Origin of the sequence: Buttiauxella sp., assembly GCF_049686335.1 — a bacterium.
Taxonomy (GTDB): domain Bacteria; phylum Pseudomonadota; class Gammaproteobacteria; order Enterobacterales; family Enterobacteriaceae; genus Buttiauxella.
In genome coordinates, this window is sequence record NZ_JBAVHX010000006.1 from 50,639 (window position 1) to 69,709 (window position 19,071).

A 19,071-nucleotide genomic window follows, 5' to 3' on the forward strand; every position below is an offset into this window, starting at 1 on the left:
TCGTGAGGCGACTGCCCGGCATTCTGCTGCTCACTGGCGCAACGTTGATCGTTATCGTCGCACTGCTGGTGAGTGGTTTGCGGCTGGTTTTGCCGCATCTCAATGCCTGGCGTCCAGCGCTGCTCGAAAAAATAGAAGCCATGACGGGTGCGCCCGTCGATGCCAGCCAGATCCAGGCAAACTGGGAAAATTTCGGCCCAACGCTTGATGTCCGCGATATCAAAGCGGGACTGAAAGATGGTGGCGAACTGAAGGTTAAGCGTGTCACGCTGGCGCTCGACCTGTGGCAAAGTATTTTGCACGCTCGCTGGCAGTTCCGCGATCTCACTTTTTACCAATTGCAGGTTCGAACCAACACCCCGTTAAGTCGAAATAAAGGGGACAGTAAGCTCGAACCGGGCAAAATCAGCGATCTTTTTTTACGCCAGTTCGATCACTTCGATCTGCGCGATAGCTCCCTGAGTTTCCTCACCATTTCCGGCCAGCGCGCCGAACTCACCATTCCGCAATTAACCTGGCTTAACACCAAAAACCGTCACCGCGCCGAAGGGCTGGTCAGCTTGTCGAGCTTTAATGGCCAACACGGTGTGGCGAAAGTCAGAATGGATTTGCGTGACGAAAATGGTTTATTGAACATTGGTAAAGTCTGGTTGCAGGCCGAAAACGTTGACATGAAACCGTGGCTTGGCCGCTGGATGAAAGACAATGTCGATTTAAAAACTGCTGAATTCACCCTTGAAGCCTGGATGGATATCAAAGCTGGCGATATTTCGGGTGGCAACGTCTGGTTGAAGCAAGGCGGCGCAAGCTGGGCGGGGAAACGTTCCGAGCATCGGCTGTCCGTTGATAATCTTATGGCGCGCGTAAATCGTTCTGGTGCAGGCTGGGATCTTGCGATTCCTTCGACCAATATCACGCTGGATGGTAAAACCTGGCCTAAAGGCTCGTTGGCGCTGGCGTGGATTGCGCCTCAAAGTGTCGGTGGTAAAGAGAATGAGCGCAGTGACGAACTGCGTGTGCGGGCTACCAATATGGAGCTGGAAAGCTTCACTGGCTTATCGCCGATCGCAGAAAAGATTTCGCCAGACTTCGGTGAGATTTGGAATACGCTGCAACCGCGCGGACACATCGACGTTCTGGAGGTGGATATTCCGCTTCAGCAGACTGAAAACACCCGTATGCAAGGGCGCTGGAAAGACGTCAGTTGGAAGCAATGGAAGATGCTGCCGGGCGTTGAACACTTCTCCGGGTCGGTGACGGGCGGCGTCGGGCACGGCCAGCTTAATGCGCAGGTTCTTAATGCCAAAATGCCATACGAGGGCGTATTCCGTGCGCCGCTGGAAATTGAACGCGCCGTTGCAACACTTGAATGGCAGAAAAATGCCGCAGGTTTCCAGCTTGATGGCAAAAATCTCGATGTAAAAGCGCGTTCTGTTTGGGCCGCCGGTGACTTCCGTTACTACCAGCCGACAGACAATGAACCGTGGCTTGGGATTCTTGCCGGGATCAGCACCCATAATGGCGCTGATGCGTGGCGTTACTTCCCTGAAAACCTGATGGGCAAAGAGTTGGTTGATTACCTCAGCGGTGCGATTCAGGGGGGGGAAGCGGATAACGCGACGTTGGTTTACGGGGGTAATCCTCATCTATTCCCTTATGTGCACAACGAAGGGCAGTTCCAGGTATATGTCCCGTTGTATAACGCGAAATATGCTTTCCAGCCTGACTGGCCTGCGCTTGAAAACCTGAATATCACTCTGGATTTCATCAATAACGGTTTGTGGATGAAATCAGATGAAGTGAAACTGGGCGGTGTGACCGGACGTAATCTGACGGCGGTAATCCCGGATTACGCGAAGCAAAAACTGTTGGTTGATTCTGATATCAGTGGTCCTGGCAGTGCGGTTGGCCTCTATTTCAAAGACACTCCGCTTAAAGATTCTCTTTCCTCCGCACTTGATGAACTCCAGATTGGTGGCGATGTGAATGCTCGCTTACATCTGGATATCCCGTTTAATGGCGATGCGACCACTGCCTCGGGTGATGTTCAGCTCAAAAATAATACATTGCTGATAAAACCCCTTTCCAGCACGCTGACCAATCTGAACGGTAAGTTCAGCTTTGTTAACGGCGATCTGGAAAGTGAGCCGATGAAAGCCACCTGGTTTAACCAACCCATTGGTATTGAGTTCAATACTAAAACCGGTGAGAAAGACTACAAGGTGGGCGTCAACTTGCTGGGTGACTGGCAGCCGACAAAAATGGGCATTGTGCCTGAGCCAATCAGTAAAGAATTGAGTGGTAATGTTCCCTGGAAAGGCGATGTGGCGATTACGCTCCCGTACCGCGGAGAGGCGAACTACAAAATTAACGTTGCGGCAGACTTGAAAAATGTGAGCAGTCACTTACCTCCTCCCGTCGATAAATCCGCGGGGCAAGCGCTGCCGTTGAATGTTGCTGTGAAAGGCGATCTCAATAGTTTCGATCTGACAGGTAACGCGGGTCCGAAAAACCATTTCGCCAGTCGCTGGTTGCTGAGTAAAAAACTCACCCTTGACCGGGCGATTTGGGCAACCAACAGCCACACCGTTCCGCCACTACCTGACAATTCTGGCTTAGAACTGGATCTTCCCGCGATGGATGGTGCGCAATGGCTGGCAATATTCAGCCACGGCGCGGTGGAAAGTGTCGGTAACTCGGCCTCATTCCCGACTAATGTTACATTGCGTACACCTTCGCTGACGTTTGCGGGTCAGCAATGGAACAACCTGAGTCTGCTTTCCCATGCGATTCCAAATGGTACTCGCGTCGAAGCCCAGGGCCGCGAAGTGAATGGCTCGTTGACGATGCAAAATAATGCACCGTGGCGAGCAGCCATCAAATATCTCTATTTCAACCCTGACTGGGGCAATAGCACCGCTAAATCGACCAGCGCTTCGCCATTGGGCGAAAGCAACGCGATTGATTTCCGGGAGTGGCCTGATTTGCAGCTGCGCTGTGCAGAATGTTGGCTGTGGGGGCAGAAATATGGCCGCATTGACGGTGATTTCGCGGTTAAAGGGAACACGCTTGAACTGGAAAACGGTTTAATCGATTCTGGATTTGCAAGGCTCACCGCCAGTGGCCAGTGGGTGAACAACCCGGCAGAAGAACGCACATCGTTAAAAGGTAACTTACACGGTACTAAACTCGATGCGGCGACTAACTTCTTTGGCATCAAGACGCCAATTCAGGGTTCCTCGTTTGATGCGGACTATGATTTACACTGGCGCGACAAACCGTGGCAGCCGGATGTGGCCTCATTAAACGGCATCCTGCATACCAAACTGGGCAAAGGGCAAATTGCCGATTTGGGTACCGGCCACGCTGGGCAATTGCTACGCCTGGTCAGTGTCGATGCGTTGATGCGTAAACTGCGTTTCGACTTCAGCGACACCTTCGGCGATGGCTTCTACTTTGACTCCATCCGCAGCACCGCCTGGATTAAAGACGGCGTACTGCATAGCGATGACACGCTGGTGGACGGGCTGGAAGCCGATATTGGCATGAAGGGCTCTGTCGATTTAGTGAAACGTCGCCTCGACGTTGAAGCGGTCATTGCACCTGAAATTTCTGCTACCGTCGGCGTGGCAACGGCATTTGTGGTGAACCCGATAATCGGCGCCGCCGTGTTTGCCGCCAGTAAAGTGTTAGGGCCGCTGTGGAGCAAAATCTCGGTACTGCGCTACCACATCACCGGTCCAGTCGATAAACCGCAAATCAATGAAGTGCTTCGCCAGCCAAGGCATAAGGAAGCTAAGTGATTTGACGCGCGCAGTTAATTGCCTCAAGCTCAATAGATATCTCCAATCGATAGACAAATAAGAGTAGCGAAACGATGAGTCTGAACCTGGTAAGTGAGCAGTTGCTGTCTGCGAATGGCTTAACCCATCAAGATCTGTTTTCCATTTTGGGACAATTATCCGAGCGCCGACTCGACTATGGGGATCTCTATTTCCAGTCCAGTTATCACGAATCGTGGGTGCTGGAAGATCGCATCATTAAAGATGGTTCTTACAACATCGATCAGGGCGTCGGTGTGCGCGCGGTTAGCGGCGAGAAAACCGGTTTCGCTTATGCCGACCAGGTGAGCTTGTTGGCACTGGAACAAAGTGCACATGCCGCCCGAAGCATCGTGCAGGATAAAGGCAATGGCCGCGTACAAACATTAGGTGCTGTGCAGCACAGTGCGTTGTATACCAGCGCTGATCCTCTGCAGAGCATGACGCGTGAAGAGAAACTCGACATCCTGAAACGTGTCGATAGCGTGGCTCGTGCAGCGGATAAGCGCGTTCAGGAAGTGACCGCAAGCCTGACTGGCGTTTATGAATTGATTCTGGTCGCGGCAACCGATGGGACTCTGGCAGCTGACGTTCGCCCGCTGGTGCGTCTGTCTGTCAGCGTTCAGGTTGAAGACAATGGCAAGCGCGAGCGCGGCTCAAGCGGCGGTGGCGGTCGTTTCGGTTATGAGTATTTCCTTGAAACTGTCGACGGTGAAGTGCGTGCTGATGCATGGGCGAAAGAAGCCGTGCGTATGGCGCTGGTGACCCTTTCTGCGGTTGCGGCACCTGCTGGTATGTTCCCGGTGGTGCTGGGCGCAGGTTGGCCTGGTGTGCTGTTACATGAAGCGGTAGGTCACGGTCTGGAAGGTGATTTTAATCGCCGTGGTACATCCGTATTTAGCGGCCAGATGGGCCAGTTGGTTGCCTCTGAACTTTGTACTGTCGTCGATGATGGCACCATGGCGAACCGCCGTGGCTCTGTTGCAATTGACGATGAAGGCGTTCCGGGCCAATACAACGTGCTGATCGAAAACGGCGTGCTGAAAGGCTACATGCAGGACAAACTCAATGCCCGTTTGATGGGCGTTGCGCCAACCGGTAATGGCCGTCGCGAATCTTACGCGCACCTGCCAATGCCGCGCATGACCAACACCTATATGCTGGCGGGCAAATCAACGCCGCAAGAGATTATCGAATCTGTTGAATACGGGATCTACGCGCCGAACTTTGGTGGCGGGCAAGTGGATATCACCTCCGGCAAGTTTGTGTTCTCCACGTCGGAAGCGTATCTCATCGAGAATGGTAAAGTGACCACACCGGTGAAAGGCGCCACGCTGATTGGTTCCGGTATTGAAACCATGCAGCAGATTTCGATGGTGGGTAACGACCTGGCGCTGGATAACGGTGTTGGTGTCTGTGGCAAAGAAGGGCAGAGTTTGCCAGTCGGTGTCGGCCAGCCAACGCTTAAAGTCGACAACCTGACGGTTGGTGGCACAGCGTAAAAATCTTACAGCCGGGTTAATCCCGGCTGATTTCATTTGTACGTCCTTTCTTGTCTCGTACCCCTTGATACAGGTGCGAAACCTTCACGAAATATTCCGTCAGATAGTTAATACAAACCTGCACTTTCAGCGGCAACTTATCTTTCTCTGTATACAACGCATAGACCGGACGCGGATCGGACTGATAACGCGGCAGTAAGATCTCAAGCGTGCCGTCATTGATCTCATCGATCACCCACATCAATGGGACATACGCGATCCCCGCGCCCACTTTTAGCCAACGGCTTAAGGTCATTGGATCGTTGGTAACGAATCGCCCTTGCGGGATCATCTTCGTGGTAAGCCCTTCAGGTGCGATCAACTCGAATTCATTATGCGGACGAATGCTGTACTCAAGCCAGGAATGACTGGCAAGATCGGCGGGTTTTTCCGGGGTGCCATTTTGTTGCAGATAGCTTTTGGCGGCGCAAATCACCATCGGCATCGAGCCGAGGCGTGTCGAGAACAGGCTGGAATCCTGCAAAGCACCGACACGAATCACCACGTCCAGACCATCAGCGATCAAATCAGGGGCGGGTATGCCAGTTACCAGATTAACGGTTAACTCAGGATACTCTTTGAGCATATCGGCGGTCATGGACGCGAGGACATTTTGTGCCATAGTTGAAGAACTGCCAATACGCAGCGTCCCGATGGGGGTGTTGTTGAAGGCGTAGAGTTGTTCGTGCACCTCTTGCGCTTCATGTAACATTTTACGGCAGCCCAGGTAGTAGATTTTACCGGCTTCAGTGAGCCCGATGCTGCGCGTACTGCGGTTTAAAAGCTTAACTTGCAACTCGTCTTCAAGCTTGGAAACGGTTTGGCTGATGGACGATACGCTCATTTCCAGTTGCCTTGCCGTGGCGGTAAATGAGCCAAGTTCGACAACTTTGGCAAAAACCCACATGCGCTTAAGTCTTTCCATTGTTAACTCTGGCTTAAAAGTGATTTAGATCACAGATTATAGATAACTAGCTAACAATTACGTTAATATATTATTACTAACACAATCCGTAACTTTTGTTAGCGCAGCGTTCCTGGCTGTGCCAGGGCTTGTGTATTCTGGATTTTCTTCAAGGTTAACATGAGTCTATTTCCCGTTATCGTGATTTTCGGTCTTTCTTTTCCGCCGATATTCTTCGAGCTAATTCTTTCGCTGGCGCTGTTCTGGTTGGTTCGCCGTCTGCTGACTCCGACGGGGATTTATGATTTTGTCTGGCATCCGGCATTATTTAATACAGCGCTTTATTGCTGCCTGTTTTATCTGATCTCGCGCCTGTTTGTCTGAGGTTGATGTGAAAGCACTTACAACAAAAATGACCCGCACTGCCATCACGCTGATTCTGGTGCTGCTGGCTTTCATCGCTATCTTCCGTGCCTGGGTGTTTTATACCGAATCCCCATGGACACGCGACGCCCGTTTTACCGCTGATGTTGTCGCGATCGCACCCGACGTGTCCGGTTTAATTACCGATGTGAAGGTCCATGACAACCAACTGGTAAAGAAGGATCAGGTTTTATTCACCATTGACCAACCCCGTTACCAGAAGGCGCTGGAGCAGGCACAAGCAGACGTTGCCTATTACCAGGCTTTAGCGGGAGAAAAACGTCGTGAAGCCGGGCGCCGCAATTCGTTGGGGACGCAGGCGATGTCGCGCGAAGAAATTGACCAGTCGAACAACCTGTTGCAGACCGTTTTGCATCAGTTATCCAAGGCTGAAGCGACACGAGATTTAGCCCAACTGGATCTGCAACGTACTACTATACGTGCGCCAGCAGAGGGTTGGGTCACCAACCTGAATGTGTATACGGGTGAGTTTATTACCCGCGGTTCCACCGCTGTTGCGCTGGTCAAACGCGGGACTTTCTACATTCTGGCTTACATGGAAGAAACCAAGCTTGACGGTATTCGTCCAGGCTATCGGGTTCAAATCACTCCGCTTGGCAGTAACCGCGTATTACGCGGGACGGTCGACAGTATTTCTGCCGGCGTAACCAATGCCAGCAGCACCCGGGATACCAAAGGGATGGCGACGGTTGATTCCAATCTTGAGTGGGTGCGTCTGGCGCAGCGTGTGCCAGTGCGTATTCGTCTTGATGAGCAACAGGCGAATATCTTCCCGGCAGGGACAACGGCCACCGTCGTCGTAACCGGCGATAAAGACCGGGATATTAACCATGACTCGGTATTCATTAAATTCATGCATCGTCTGCGTGAGTTCGGTTAAGCGTAGGTCGATATGTATTTTATCTCGCGATTACATTTACGCTTTGCCTTCAAGCTGGCATTCGCCATTGTGTTGGCGGTGTTTGTGGGTTTCCATTTCCAACTGGAAACCCCGCGCTGGGCGGTACTGACCGCAGCGATAGTCGCCGCAGGCCCGGCGTTTGCTGCGGGTGGCGAACCCTATTCAGGGGCGATTCGTTATCGCGGGATGCTACGCATCATCGGGACGTTTATCGGCTGCTTTGCTGCACTGTTCATTATCACTTCGATGATTCGTGCACCTGTTGTGATGTTACTGGTGTGCTGTATTTGGGCCGGTTTTTGTACCTGGATTTCCTCCCTGGTCAAAGTTGAAAATTCCTATGCCTGGGGGCTTTCTGGCTACACCGCGTTAATCATTGTCATCACTATTCAGGCCAACCCTCTTGTCGCCCCTCAGTTTGCCGTTGAGCGCTGTAGTGAGATTGTGATTGGTATTGTTTGTGCGATCCTTGCCGACTTACTGTTTTCCCCGCGTTCTATTAAGCAAGAAATCGACCGCGAGCTCGATAACCTGCTGGTGGATCACTACCGGCTGATGCAGCTGTGTATTGCGCATGGTGATAAAGAGGAAGTTGATAAAGCCTGGAGCGGGCTGGTACGTCGTACGACCGCTTTGGAAGGGATGCGCGGGAATCTCAAAATTGAATCTTCCCGCTGGAGTCGTGCAAACCGCCGACTGAAAGCGATCAACGCTCTGTCGCTGACACTTATCACCCAGGCGTGCGAAACATTCCTGATTCAAAACACGCGCCCGGAATATATGACCGCGCAATTCCGCATGCTGTTTGAGATGCCTGTTGAAACCGCTGCTGATGTGCATAAGCAGGTGAAAGTTATCCGCCGAGCCATTTCTTATACCGGCGATAAAAATACTCCTGCCACCATCAGCAGTTGGGTTGGTGCGCTCAGCCGCTATCTGTTGCTAAAACGCGGAGTCATCAGTAACACGCGTATTAGCTCGATTGAAGAGGACGTTTTAAACCAGGAAGTGGTTATCAAAGTGCAGTCTGCGGAAGGGCATCACGCGATGATTAACTTCTGGCGTACGACCATTTCCTGCGTGCTTGGCTGCTTGTTCTGGTTATGGACGGGTTGGACATCCGGCAGTGGCGCAATGGTGATGATTGCCGTCGTCACGTCGTTGGCGATGCGTTTACCCAATCCGCGCATGGTCTCCCTCGACTTTTTATACGGCATGTTAGTCGCGCTTCCATTAGGGGCATTCTACTTCTTAGTGATCTTGCCTTCGACTCAGCAAAGCATGTTGTTACTGTGCATCAGTCTTGCGTTGCTAGGCTTCTTTATAGGGATAGAAGTCCAGAAACGACGTCTCGGTTCGATGGGGGCGCTTGCCGGAACCATCAACGTGATTGTGCTGGATAACCCGATGACGTTTCATTTCAGCTCGTTTTTGGATAGCGCGTTGGGGCAAATTGTCGGCTGTTTCGTGGCGATGATGGTTATCTTGCTTATTCGTGATAACTCCAAGGAGCGTACCGGCCGCACCTTGCTGAACCAGTTTGTTTCTGCAGCCGTTTCCGCGCTGACAACCAATAATGCACGCCGCAAAGAGAACCATCTGCCGGCGCTTTATCAGCAACTTTTCTTGCTGCTCAATATGTTCCCGGGAGATATCGCTCGCTATCGCCTGGCGTTGACATTGATTATTGCTCACCAGCGACTGCGTGATGCACCAATACCGGTGAATACCGATCTCTCTGCATTCCATCGCCAGTTGAGAAACACCGCAGATAAGCTGACGTCAGCAACCAGTGATGATAAAAAGCGACGTTACTTTGAGCAGTTATTAAGTGAGCTGGATATTTATCAAGAGAAGTTGCGTATCTGGGAGGCGCCGTTACAAGTCACCGAACCGGTGAAACGACTGGCAGATGTGCTGCATAAATACCAGCATGCCTTGATAGATGCCTGACCCGAACCGAAGCCGACGCCCAACGTCGGCTTTTTTGTATCTATACTTATACCCGTCATACTTCAAGTGGCAGATGCCTTGGCTGCGTTTGCTCACCCGAATCACTTACCAGAGTAAGCTCATCGGGATTCACTCACTTGCCGCCTTCCTGCCACTCGAATTATTTTGGGTATCTTCAATGCGCAATTTTTAACGGGAGAAAATTATGACGAATCAGGCACTCCAGGATAGTGAATTATTTAACACCGGTTATCTGGTTAATGGCGAATGGCACAAGCTGAGCGAAACCTTCGACGTGCTTAATCCTGCCACGGGGGAAGTTGTCGCTAAAGTTGCAAAAGCAGGCAAGAAGGAAACCGAAGAGGCTATAACCGCCGCCGCCAAAGCTTTCCCTGCGTGGCGTGCAAAAACGGCCAAAGAACGCTCAACCATTCTCTATCGCTGGTTTCAGCTGATTATTGAGAACAAAGCCTGGCTCGGGCGCTTGATGACCACCGAACAAGGCAAGCCGCTGAAAGAAGCGGAAGGTGAAGTCGAGTACGCTGCAAGTTTCATTCAGTGGTTCGCCGAACAGGCCAAACGGGCCAACGGTGAAATCATCCCTCCTGCAAAACCTGGCTCACGCATTCTGGCAACCCGGGAACCTGTCGGTGTGGTCGCGGCCATTACGCCGTGGAATTTCCCGATGGCGATGTTGACCCGCAAACTCGGCCCGGCACTGGCTGCGGGCTGTACTGGCGTGATTAAACCAGCAAACAACACGCCGCTGTCTGCCTTTGCTTTACTGGCACTGGCAAAAAAGGCCGGTGTACCCGATGGCGTGCTCAATGCCGTAGCCGGTAATACGCAGGAAATCAGTGATGCGATTATGGCAAGTCATGCGGTGCGTAAGATTTCGTTTACTGGTTCTACGGCAGTCGGCAAAACATTGGTGCGAAACGCCGCGGAAACCATGAAAAAAGTGTCGATGGAGTTGGGTGGTAACGCGCCGTATATCGTCTTTGATGACGCTGACATCGACGAAGCGGTGAAAGGGGCTATCGCGAACAAATTCCGCAATGCAGGCCAGGTTTGCGTGAGCGTGAACCGCTTCTTCATTCAGGAAGGCGTTTATGACACCTTCGTCAATAAATTGGCGCAGGCTGTTAACGCGCTGAAGGTGGGCAACGGCCTGGAAGAAGGGGTCGTTGTCGGGCCACTCATTGAAAAATCTGCCGTAGATAAAGTCCGTGAGCATATTGAAGATGCGCAAGCGAAGGGCGGCAAAGTGCTGGTGGGCGGTAAGAGCCATGAGTTGGGAGGCAACTTCTGGCAGCCAACGGTGATTGTCGATGCCAGTGATGATATGAAACTGGCGCAAGAAGAAACCTTTGGTCCGCTCGCTGCCTGCTTCAGCTTTAAAACGGAAGAGGAAGTCATTGAGCGTGCCAATAACACGCCATTTGGTTTGGCGGCGTACTTCTATACTCAAAATCTGGCGCGTGTATTCCGCGTCTCCCAGGCGCTTGAGAGTGGGATGATTGGTATTAATGAATGCGCGGTATCGACTGAACTGGGGCCGTTTGGCGGCGTAAAAGAGTCTGGTCTGGGACGAGAAGGTTCAGTGCTGGGTCTGGATGAGTTTCTGGAAGTCAAAACCTTGCATATTGGCGGGCTGTAACAGCTCCGAAGATAAGACCGTTCTGGTTAAGGTGGCAAGCAATGAAAAAATACACCTTTGATTTTAGTCAGATAGAAGATCAGCCGGGATTCTATCGTCACTTTATCCAGGAATTTCGACTAGAGAAAAAACAGGTTCACGATCTCGATAGTCTGTGGGATGTCGTTGTCGGGGGGCTACTACCGCTCCCGGCGGAGATTGAATTTGTTAATCTGCCAGAGATGCAAAGGCGACGTTACGGGGCTTTAATTTTGCTTTTTGATGAAGCAGAAGAGGAGCTGGAAGGGCAGTTGCGTTTTAACGTACGTGGCTAATCCCGATTTCAAGGCATAAAAAAGCCCCCGCGAACGGGGGCAAAGTCGTCGGGTTAGACGACGAGGGTTTATTTATACAGTTCAGCGGTGGCGTGCCATGTATCGCCAGAACGTGCTTCGATAACGCGATAAGCGGAAGCACCTTCTTTACTCGCTTTCTGTGATAATTCCTGACGCATATCCATTGGTGCACTACCTACCTGGCTTACGGAAATAGTACCCATAGACTGCATATTCTGTGCTTGTTCACTGTCTATCTGATGTGCAGCTGCGTTAGCGCCGAAAGAGATAACGGAAAAGAGGCTCAGTGCTGCGATAGTTAATTTGGTTTTCATAATCTTTACTCCTGAAGGGTTTATATCAACGACCGGAAGGGCTTAACTGCATTTATTGTTCTTGGGGTCGTCGGTTTAGATAACTCTTTTATTGCATCTGCTTATGGCTGCTTGTTGTTACTTGTACAGCTCAGCTGTTGCGTGCCATTGGTCGCCAGTGCGGGCTTCGATGATGCGGTATGAAGAAGCACCTTTCTGTTCAGCTTTTTCATTGAGCATTTGGTGCATATCCATTGGTGCACTACCTACCTGACTTACAGAGATTGAACCCATCGCCTGACGGTCTTGCGCCTGGTCTGCATTAATTGAAGTTGCAGCGAAAGCGCCAAATGACAGCATTGAGAGCAGGCTTGCGGTAACTAAAGTTGATTTCATGTTCATAATTTTCACCTCGTCGTATTCTTTTATCGGGGTCTTCATTCCGTGACCCTCATCACAAAATCAAGTATACACTAATAACTGGGAAAATTAATACCACGCTAACTATTCCCTATGAAACTTTACAATAATGGAGGCTTTTTATATTACGTAAAGTTATTAAAATGAGTCTTTTATTGCTGTTATTTTGTTAAAAATAAGTAAAAACAATGAGATATTGGACTTTGACTTTTTGTGCGCTTCATCACGTAACAGGCTGAGTGGAAGTCATTTTAGAGTGGGTTAATGCGTTTTGACTGAGGTTTACAGCAGAAGGATGGCGAAGGGGAGTTTGTTAAAAAGATGTTGTTCCCGCCGTTTAATAGTAACGGGAACGTAATAGCAACGCTTACAGCTCTTGTTCGAACAGCACCAGAATCGCTTCATACAATTCTTTAACGGTGAAGTCCTTCGCAGGGGTAGTAAAGATGGTGTCATCCCCGGCAATGGTACCCAGGATCCCTTCGGCTTTACCTAAAGAATCAAGCAGTCGTGCAATTAACTGTGCCGCACCAGGGCTTGTGTGGATAACCACCACGGCATCATTGTAATCAATATCCAGTACCAGATTCTTCAGCGGGCTGGATGTTGTTGGCACGCCAAGCTCGGCTGGTAAGCAGTACACCATCTCCATTTTGGCATTGCGGGTACGTACCGCGCCAAACTTAGTCAACATACGAGAGACTTTGGATTGGTTGATGTTTTCAAAGCCGTCATTTTGCAAAGCATGAACAATCTCGCCTTGAGAACTGAATTTTTCTTCTTTCAGTAATGCTTTGAATGCTTTGACTAATTCTTCTTGTTTTGAGGAAATACGCATATGTCACCCATATTCAGGTTAACGAAGATAACATTACTATGCATTTAAATGAATTTTTATGCAAATTATTGGCAGGGTGAAAGCCTGAAATAATGTTATGAAAGGGGCGAATATTATCAAATTTTGTTATCGAGAAACATGCCTTCGTCACGACTCGAAAATAAGTTGGTAAGTAAACTAAATGTTATCAAAATGATGTTGTTTTGCTGCGCAGCGAGGGGTAATGTAACCGCCGTTGATGTGACAACATCAGGTTGTGACCGGGCGCTAAGGCGTCGTTTCCACCCGGCGAGTAAATGCAGCAGTAACGTTTCAGGTTTGCTTAACTTCGCAATCCTTTAGCGGGAAGATTGTAATTACCCCTTCTCTGGATTATGGTCGCCACCGCATGGAGTTACGGCACCTATTTGCTAACCATAATAAGGAGTTTAGGATGAAAGTTGCAGTCCTCGGCGCAGCAGGCGGTATTGGCCAGGCGCTCGCCCTTCTACTCAAGACCCAACTGCCTTCAGGTTCAGAACTCTCCCTGTATGATATTGCACCGGTAACCCCGGGTGTTGCAGTCGATCTGAGTCATATCCCTACTGATGTGAAAATTAAAGGTTTCTGCGGTGAAGATGCAACACCTGCACTGGTTGGTGCGGATGTGGTGCTGATCTCTGCTGGTGTGGCACGTAAACCAGGTATGGACCGTTCAGATCTGTTTAACGTCAACGCGGGAATCGTGAAAAATCTGGTTCAGCAGATTGCTCAAACTTGCCCGAAAGCCTGTATCGGTATCATCACTAACCCAGTGAATACCACCGTGGCGATTGCTGCGGAAGTGCTGAAAAAAGCAGGTGTTTACGACAAGAACAAACTGTTTGGCGTGACTACACTGGACATCATCCGCTCCAACACCTTTGTTGCGGAACTGAAAGGTAAACAGCCGACTGAAATCGAAGTTCCTGTGATTGGCGGCCACTCTGGTGTGACTATTCTGCCACTGCTGTCTCAGATCCCAGGTGTGAGCTTTACCGAGCAAGAAGTTGCTGACCTGACTAAGCGTATCCAAAATGCGGGTACCGAAGTTGTAGAAGCGAAAGCGGGTGGCGGATCGGCAACCCTGTCCATGGGTCAGGCTGCGGCACGTTTCGGTCTGTCACTGGTTCGCGCACTGCAAGGCGAAAGCAATGTTGTTGAATGTGCTTACGTTGAAGGCAATGGCGAGCACGCGCGTTTCTTCTCTCAGCCACTGCTGCTGGGCAAAAACGGTATCGCAGAGCACAAATCCTACGGCAAACTGAGTGCTTTTGAGCACCAGGCGCTGGAAGGGATGCTGGATACTCTGAAGAAAGATATTACCCTTGGCGAAGAGTTTGTTAACAAGTAAACCCTGAGCTTAAGAGATAAAAAAACCGGAATTGATATTCCGGTTTTTTTTCGCCTGAACTTTATTAGTTGGTGGCGGGATATTCCTGAATGGTCACTTGCAGCGTCAGCTTCTTATCTTCACGCATGACCTCGACTGGAATGACAGAACCTGGACGAATCTCCGCGACCTGGTCCATGGTGCCCAGAGCCGAGATTGCCGGTTTATGGTTCACCGAGATAATCACGTCGTTAACCAACAGGCCTGCTTTTGCCGCCGGACCGTCAGGTGTCACTTCGTTGACGATAATCCCCTGAATTTGGTCAATACCCGTAGCCGGGCCATGCAATGGCGTTATCTCACGTCCGCCAATCCCAATGTAGCCACGGATCACGCGACCATCCCGGATAAGCTTATCCATGATTTTGGTCGAGAGCTGTGTGGGAATGGCGAAGCCGATACCTTCAGGCGTTTCACCATCGTTACTTTTATCAAACGAGAGGGTATTGATACCCATCAGCTCGCCCAACGAGTTAACCAACGCACCGCCGGAGTTACCGTGGTTGATGGAGGCGTCCGTTTGCAGGAAAGACTGGCGGCCAGACGGGCTCAGGCCGATACGACCGGTGGCACTGATGATGCCCTGAGTAATCGTCTGCCCGAGGTTATACGGGTTGCCAATCGCCATCACGACATCACCAATATGCGGCACACGCTTATTATTGATAGGGATAACCGGGAGGTTGGTGGCATTAATTTTCAGCACGGCCAAATCGGTCAGGCTATCAGAACCCACCAGCAACGCTTCAAATACGCGACCATCTTGCAGCGCAACGATAATTTGCTCAGCATCATTAATGACGTGTTTGTTGGTAATGATGTAGCCGCGGTCATCCATGATGACGCCGGAACCGAGGGTGCGGATTTCTAACTGATTTTGAGTATTGCTGCCGACACTGCGGTTATAGACATTGACCACAGCAGGCGCGGCGCGTCGCACCGCAGAGTTATAGCTCAGCGGAGTTTCATCGGCACTGTCAAAGTTCGAGGGTGCTAGCGGGATGATTTTCTGGCGCAGGGTTGGCAAGACTACCAACAACAATCCCGCCACAATCAGGCCAATCACCACCGAGCGTAATATCTTCAGAAACATGTATTTGAGTTAGTCAATAATAAACCGGGTGCAGGATAGCATGAGTTAATCGGACATCGTACAGTGATGTCCGATTACTGAGCAGATTAGCGCACTAACAGATAGATACTCTCTTCGCCACGTGCGACATGCAGCGCAATAACGTCGGGTTTGCTTTCCAGCACCTTCCGCATCTCGGCAATGCTTGTGACTTGCTCGCGGTTTACACCAATGATGAAATCATCTTTATGTAGCCCGGCTTGTGCAGCAGGTGTGCCTTTTTCAACGCTATCCAGCTTGACGCCTTTAGTGCCATCTTTTAACTGACCGTCGCTTAACGTAGCACCTTGCAAGGCTGGCATGATCAGTTCTGCATTGGCTGAGGACGCGGTACTTTTATCCAGTGTCACGCTTACTTCCAACGGTTTTCCGTCACGCAGCAAGCCAAGTTTCACCACGGTTCCTGGTTCTGTTGTGGCGATTTTTGCGCGAAGCTCCGCAAAACTACTGATGGTTTTACCATTCAGACTGGTAATCACATCACCGGCTTTTACGCCAGCTTTAGCCGAACCAGACTGAGGCAACACTTCACTAACGAATGCCCCGCGCTGAGTGGTCAGATTAAATGCTTTGGCAATATCCGCACTCATTTCTGTGCCTTTAATCCCCAGTAAGCCGCGCTTAATCTCGCCAAACTCCATCAACTGTTTCGCCAGCGTTTGTGCCATATTACTCGGGATAGCAAAACCGATACCGACGCTACCGCCGCTTGGCGCGAGGATGGCGGTGTTAATACCGATAAGCTCGCCATTAAGATTCAGCAATGCGCCGCCGGAGTTACCACGGTTAATGGAGGCATCTGTCTGGATAAAGTTTTCCAGCCCTTCGAGGTTCAGGCCGCTGCGGCCCAGTGCGGAAACAATCCCGGAGGTTGCTGTTTGCCCCAGGCCGAATGGATTTCCTACGGCTACCGCAAAATCACCGACGCGCAGTTTGTCTGAATCCGCTACAGCGATTTGTGTCAGACCGGTCGCATTCTGGATTTGAATCAGAGCAATATCACTCTGATCATCGCCGCCAATCAATTTGGCTTCAAATTCACGCCCATCATTTAGCAGGACACTGATTTTTTCAGCATGATTGATGACGTGATTATTGGTTAGCACGTAGCCTTTCTCAGCGTTGATGATGACGCCGGAACCCAGACCTTCAAACGGTTGAGCTTCTGAAGGAGGCAAATCGTCACCAAAAAACTTTTTAAATTCTTCAGGGATTTTCTGGCTCGGTGCTGCGGCCGTTCCTTCAACCTGAACACTGACCACGGCGGGTAATACTTTTTCGAGCATTGGCGCAAGACTTGGTATCGCCGGTTGGCCCGGGATCTGAGCAGGTAACGACGCATTCACCTGCGATGCGACACCGAACGTTAGTCCGACACTTAGCGCTAAGGCACTCAACAACAGTGTTTGTTTCTTCATTGATGGCTTGCTCTCGTGACCAGGAAAAGGAAAACCCGAATTATCCGTCATCTTTCAAGCAACTGGGGCGTAAGCCGCACTCGAAATTTGAAGGGTATGACACTCCGATGTTATTGAAATATCAGCCGGGTAACAATGTTGTTATAGAGTGAAGAGGTACTGTAAATGATAGCTGTGCTGGAGAGAGATTAGGGGCACGAAAGCTGTACCCCTGAAAAAAATTCTACATTTGTGATTAATCGCGTTTTGCGCGCTCGGTACGCAGCAAACCTGATGCGCCCTCAGAGTAGTCACGCGGCATTTGAACCGGAGCCTGATCGTTGCTGGCTTCTGACTCAGCGAGGCGGTTACGGAACGGGTTCGCTTCGGCTGACATTTCAGGCAACAGGCTGCTGGAGCTTTTCGCCATGTGTTGATAAAGCTGGCGATAATCATGAGCCATGTTATCCAGCAACTCTGCGCTACGGGCAAAATGACTGACTAACTCTTCACGATACTCTTCAAGTTCTGCTTTATTTTTCTCAATTTCGTACTGCATGGCCTGCTGCTGACGCAGCTTGCGGTTGCCAAAACGCATTGCAACTGCACCAACGATGATGCCAACAACTAACCCAATTAGCGCATATTCCCAGGTCATGAACTTCTCCCGTTGTCTTGTGTTTCCGTAGGGTAATGTAGCCACTATAACCGTTAACCTAAGAGAAGTGGAATCCTGACGCAGCATCGCTTAGGGTAGAACGGCCTTTTTTTCGACAACCGTCCTTTTTTGAGTACTAAGTAAACGGCAATCCGATTTCTAAGGGAATACCATAATACCATGCAAAATCTCTCTCCTGCATCGCTCTACCAACACGCCCTGACAGAGGGCAGCTATCAACCTGATGATGTACAGCGTGAGGCTGTCGCCAGACTGGACGCCATCTGGCAGGCAATAACCCGCCAAACACCAACGGTGGTCGCAAGCAGTGGTTTCCTGGGCAAACTGTTTGGTAAGCGCAATGCTCCGGTGAATCAGGAGCCGGTTCGCGGGCTGTATATGTGGGGGGGCGTGGGGCGCGGGAAAACCTGGTTAATGGACATGTTTTTTCAGAGTCTACCTGGCGAGCGTAAGCTGCGGCTGCACTTTCACCGCTTCATGCTGCGGGTCCATGAAGAACTTGCCGAGCTTCAGGGGCAAACCGATCCTCTTGAATTGATAGCGGATAAATTTAAGTCTGAGACAGATATTCTCTGTTTCGATGAGTTTTTTGTTTCAGATATTACTGATGCGATGTTGCTCGGTTCGCTGATGCAAGCCCTATTTGCCAGGGGAATTACCCTGGTGGCGACCTCTAATATTCCCCCTGATGAGCTGTATCGCAATGGCTTACAGCGCGCACGTTTTTTGCCGGCGATTGACGCGATAAAACGTCACTGCGAAGTGATGAACGTGGATGCTGGAATCGATTACCGCTTGAGAACGCTGACTCAGGCTCACCTGTGGCTTTCTCCGCTTAATGACCCAACCGCGCAGCAGATGGAGAAACTCTATACTGCGCTGGCCGGTACGGTTCGAGCAGGGGAACCGGTGCTGGAAATCAACCATCGCCCATTAGCGACTCTCGGACTGGCCAATCAAACGGTGGCGGTAGATTTTACTACTTTGTGTGTCGATGCCCGCAGCCAGCACGACTACATTGCGCTGTCGCGTCTTTTTCATACGGTGATGCTGTTTAATGTACCAGTAATGAATACGCGTAATGAAAATGAAGCGCGGCGATTTATTGCGCTGGTGGATGAATTTTACGAACGTCACGTCAAGCTGGTGGTTTCTGCACAGGTGCCGCTGTTTGAGATTTATCAGGGTGAAAGACTTCGATTTGAGTTCCAGCGCTGCTTGTCCCGTCTGCAGGAAATGCAAAGTGAAGAGTATTTGCGATTGCCGCATATGCCGTGAACCACATCTGCATGCAGAACTGACCACAAACTGTGACAAAAACTACAAAAAGGTTCGACCTTTG

Annotated in this window: 16 protein-coding genes; 9 read left to right on the top strand and 7 right to left on the bottom strand. The window is 50.5% G+C overall.

Annotated elements, in window-relative coordinates; genetic code table 11:
- Positions 1-2: 2 nt before the first annotated feature.
- Together yhdP and tldD are read left to right on the top strand one after the other, a co-directional pair.
- The gene (gene yhdP / locus WBL83_RS05155) at positions 3-3,803 is read left to right on the top strand and encodes an AsmA2 domain-containing protein YhdP (protein ID WP_424588141.1); all 3,801 of its coding nucleotides are present in this window, start codon (positions 3-5) and stop codon (positions 3,801-3,803) included.
- A gap of 74 nt (positions 3,804-3,877) precedes the next feature.
- Entirely contained in the window at positions 3,878-5,323 is a 1,446-nt protein-coding gene (gene tldD, locus WBL83_RS05160; RefSeq protein ID WP_424588142.1) for a metalloprotease TldD, read from the top strand.
- Positions 5,324-5,339: 16 nt separating this feature from the next.
- Here the strand turns inward: tldD and aaeR are convergent, their stop codons facing one another.
- Positions 5,340-6,287 (bottom strand): HTH-type transcriptional activator AaeR, encoded by a 948-nt coding sequence (gene aaeR, locus WBL83_RS05165; protein WP_424588143.1) that lies wholly within the window; start codon positions 6,285-6,287, stop codon positions 5,340-5,342.
- 159 nt (positions 6,288-6,446) lie between these two features.
- On the opposite strand from aaeR, the gene aaeX reads away from it, so the two are divergent.
- From aaeX to WBL83_RS05190, 5 genes are all read left to right on the top strand, one after another.
- Positions 6,447-6,650, top strand: coding sequence for a p-hydroxybenzoic acid efflux pump operon protein AaeX (gene aaeX, locus WBL83_RS05170; RefSeq protein ID WP_034498893.1), 204 nt, complete (start codon positions 6,447-6,449; stop codon positions 6,648-6,650).
- Between the two features lie 28 nt (positions 6,651-6,678).
- Positions 6,679-7,590: a p-hydroxybenzoic acid efflux pump subunit AaeA gene (gene aaeA, locus WBL83_RS05175; RefSeq protein WP_424588172.1), complete on the top strand. Its 912-nt coding sequence runs from the start codon at positions 6,679-6,681 to the stop codon at positions 7,588-7,590.
- A gap of 12 nt (positions 7,591-7,602) precedes the next feature.
- Entirely contained in the window at positions 7,603-9,564 is a 1,962-nt protein-coding gene (gene aaeB, locus WBL83_RS05180) for a p-hydroxybenzoic acid efflux pump subunit AaeB (RefSeq protein ID WP_424588144.1), read from the top strand.
- Positions 9,565-9,769: 205 nt separating this feature from the next.
- On the top strand, positions 9,770-11,224 hold the full coding sequence (locus WBL83_RS05185; RefSeq protein WP_424588145.1) for an NAD-dependent succinate-semialdehyde dehydrogenase: 1,455 nt from the start codon (positions 9,770-9,772) through the stop codon (positions 11,222-11,224).
- A 41-nt stretch (positions 11,225-11,265) separates the two neighbouring features.
- Positions 11,266-11,538 carry a barstar family protein gene (locus WBL83_RS05190; protein ID WP_424588146.1) on the top strand — a complete coding sequence of 91 codons (273 nt, stop codon included), beginning with the start codon at positions 11,266-11,268 and terminating at the stop codon, positions 11,536-11,538.
- A gap of 68 nt (positions 11,539-11,606) precedes the next feature.
- On the opposite strand, the gene yhcN (WBL83_RS05195) is transcribed toward WBL83_RS05190, so the two are convergent.
- The 3 genes from yhcN (WBL83_RS05195) to argR all read right to left on the bottom strand — a co-directional run bounded on the left by yhcN (WBL83_RS05195) (position 11,607) and on the right by argR (position 13,110).
- On the bottom strand, positions 11,607-11,873 hold the full coding sequence (gene yhcN / locus WBL83_RS05195; RefSeq protein WP_424588147.1) for a peroxide/acid stress response protein YhcN: 267 nt from the start codon (positions 11,871-11,873) through the stop codon (positions 11,607-11,609).
- Positions 11,874-11,990: 117 nt separating this feature from the next.
- Positions 11,991-12,254, bottom strand: a complete 264-nt coding sequence (gene yhcN / locus WBL83_RS05200) for a peroxide/acid stress response protein YhcN (RefSeq protein ID WP_424588148.1) — start codon at positions 12,252-12,254, stop codon at positions 11,991-11,993.
- A gap of 385 nt (positions 12,255-12,639) precedes the next feature.
- On the bottom strand, positions 12,640-13,110 hold the full coding sequence (gene argR, locus WBL83_RS05205) for a transcriptional regulator ArgR (protein WP_183270831.1): 471 nt from the start codon (positions 13,108-13,110) through the stop codon (positions 12,640-12,642).
- Between the two features lie 433 nt (positions 13,111-13,543).
- Here argR and mdh point away from each other — a divergent pair, with 433 nt between their 5' ends.
- Positions 13,544-14,482, top strand: a complete 939-nt coding sequence (mdh, locus tag WBL83_RS05210) for a malate dehydrogenase (RefSeq protein WP_424588149.1) — start codon at positions 13,544-13,546, stop codon at positions 14,480-14,482.
- Positions 14,483-14,546: 64 nt separating this feature from the next.
- Here mdh and degS read toward each other — a convergent pair whose 3' ends face one another.
- The 3 genes from degS to zapG all read right to left on the bottom strand — a co-directional run bounded on the left by degS (position 14,547) and on the right by zapG (position 17,708).
- Entirely contained in the window at positions 14,547-15,614 is a 1,068-nt protein-coding gene (gene degS / locus WBL83_RS05215; protein WP_424588150.1) for an outer membrane-stress sensor serine endopeptidase DegS, read from the bottom strand.
- Between the two features lie 86 nt (positions 15,615-15,700).
- Positions 15,701-17,071 (bottom strand): serine endoprotease DegQ, encoded by a 1,371-nt coding sequence (degQ, locus tag WBL83_RS05220; RefSeq protein ID WP_424588151.1) that lies wholly within the window; start codon positions 17,069-17,071, stop codon positions 15,701-15,703.
- 235 nt (positions 17,072-17,306) lie between these two features.
- A complete protein-coding gene (gene zapG / locus WBL83_RS05225) occupies positions 17,307-17,708 on the bottom strand; it encodes a Z-ring associated protein ZapG (RefSeq protein WP_064543068.1) in 402 nt (133 codons plus the stop codon).
- Between the two features lie 180 nt (positions 17,709-17,888).
- Here zapG and zapE point away from each other — a divergent pair, with 180 nt between their 5' ends.
- Entirely contained in the window at positions 17,889-19,007 is a 1,119-nt protein-coding gene (zapE, locus tag WBL83_RS05230) for a cell division protein ZapE (protein ID WP_424588152.1), read from the top strand.
- The last annotated feature ends 64 nt before the right edge of the window (positions 19,008-19,071 follow it).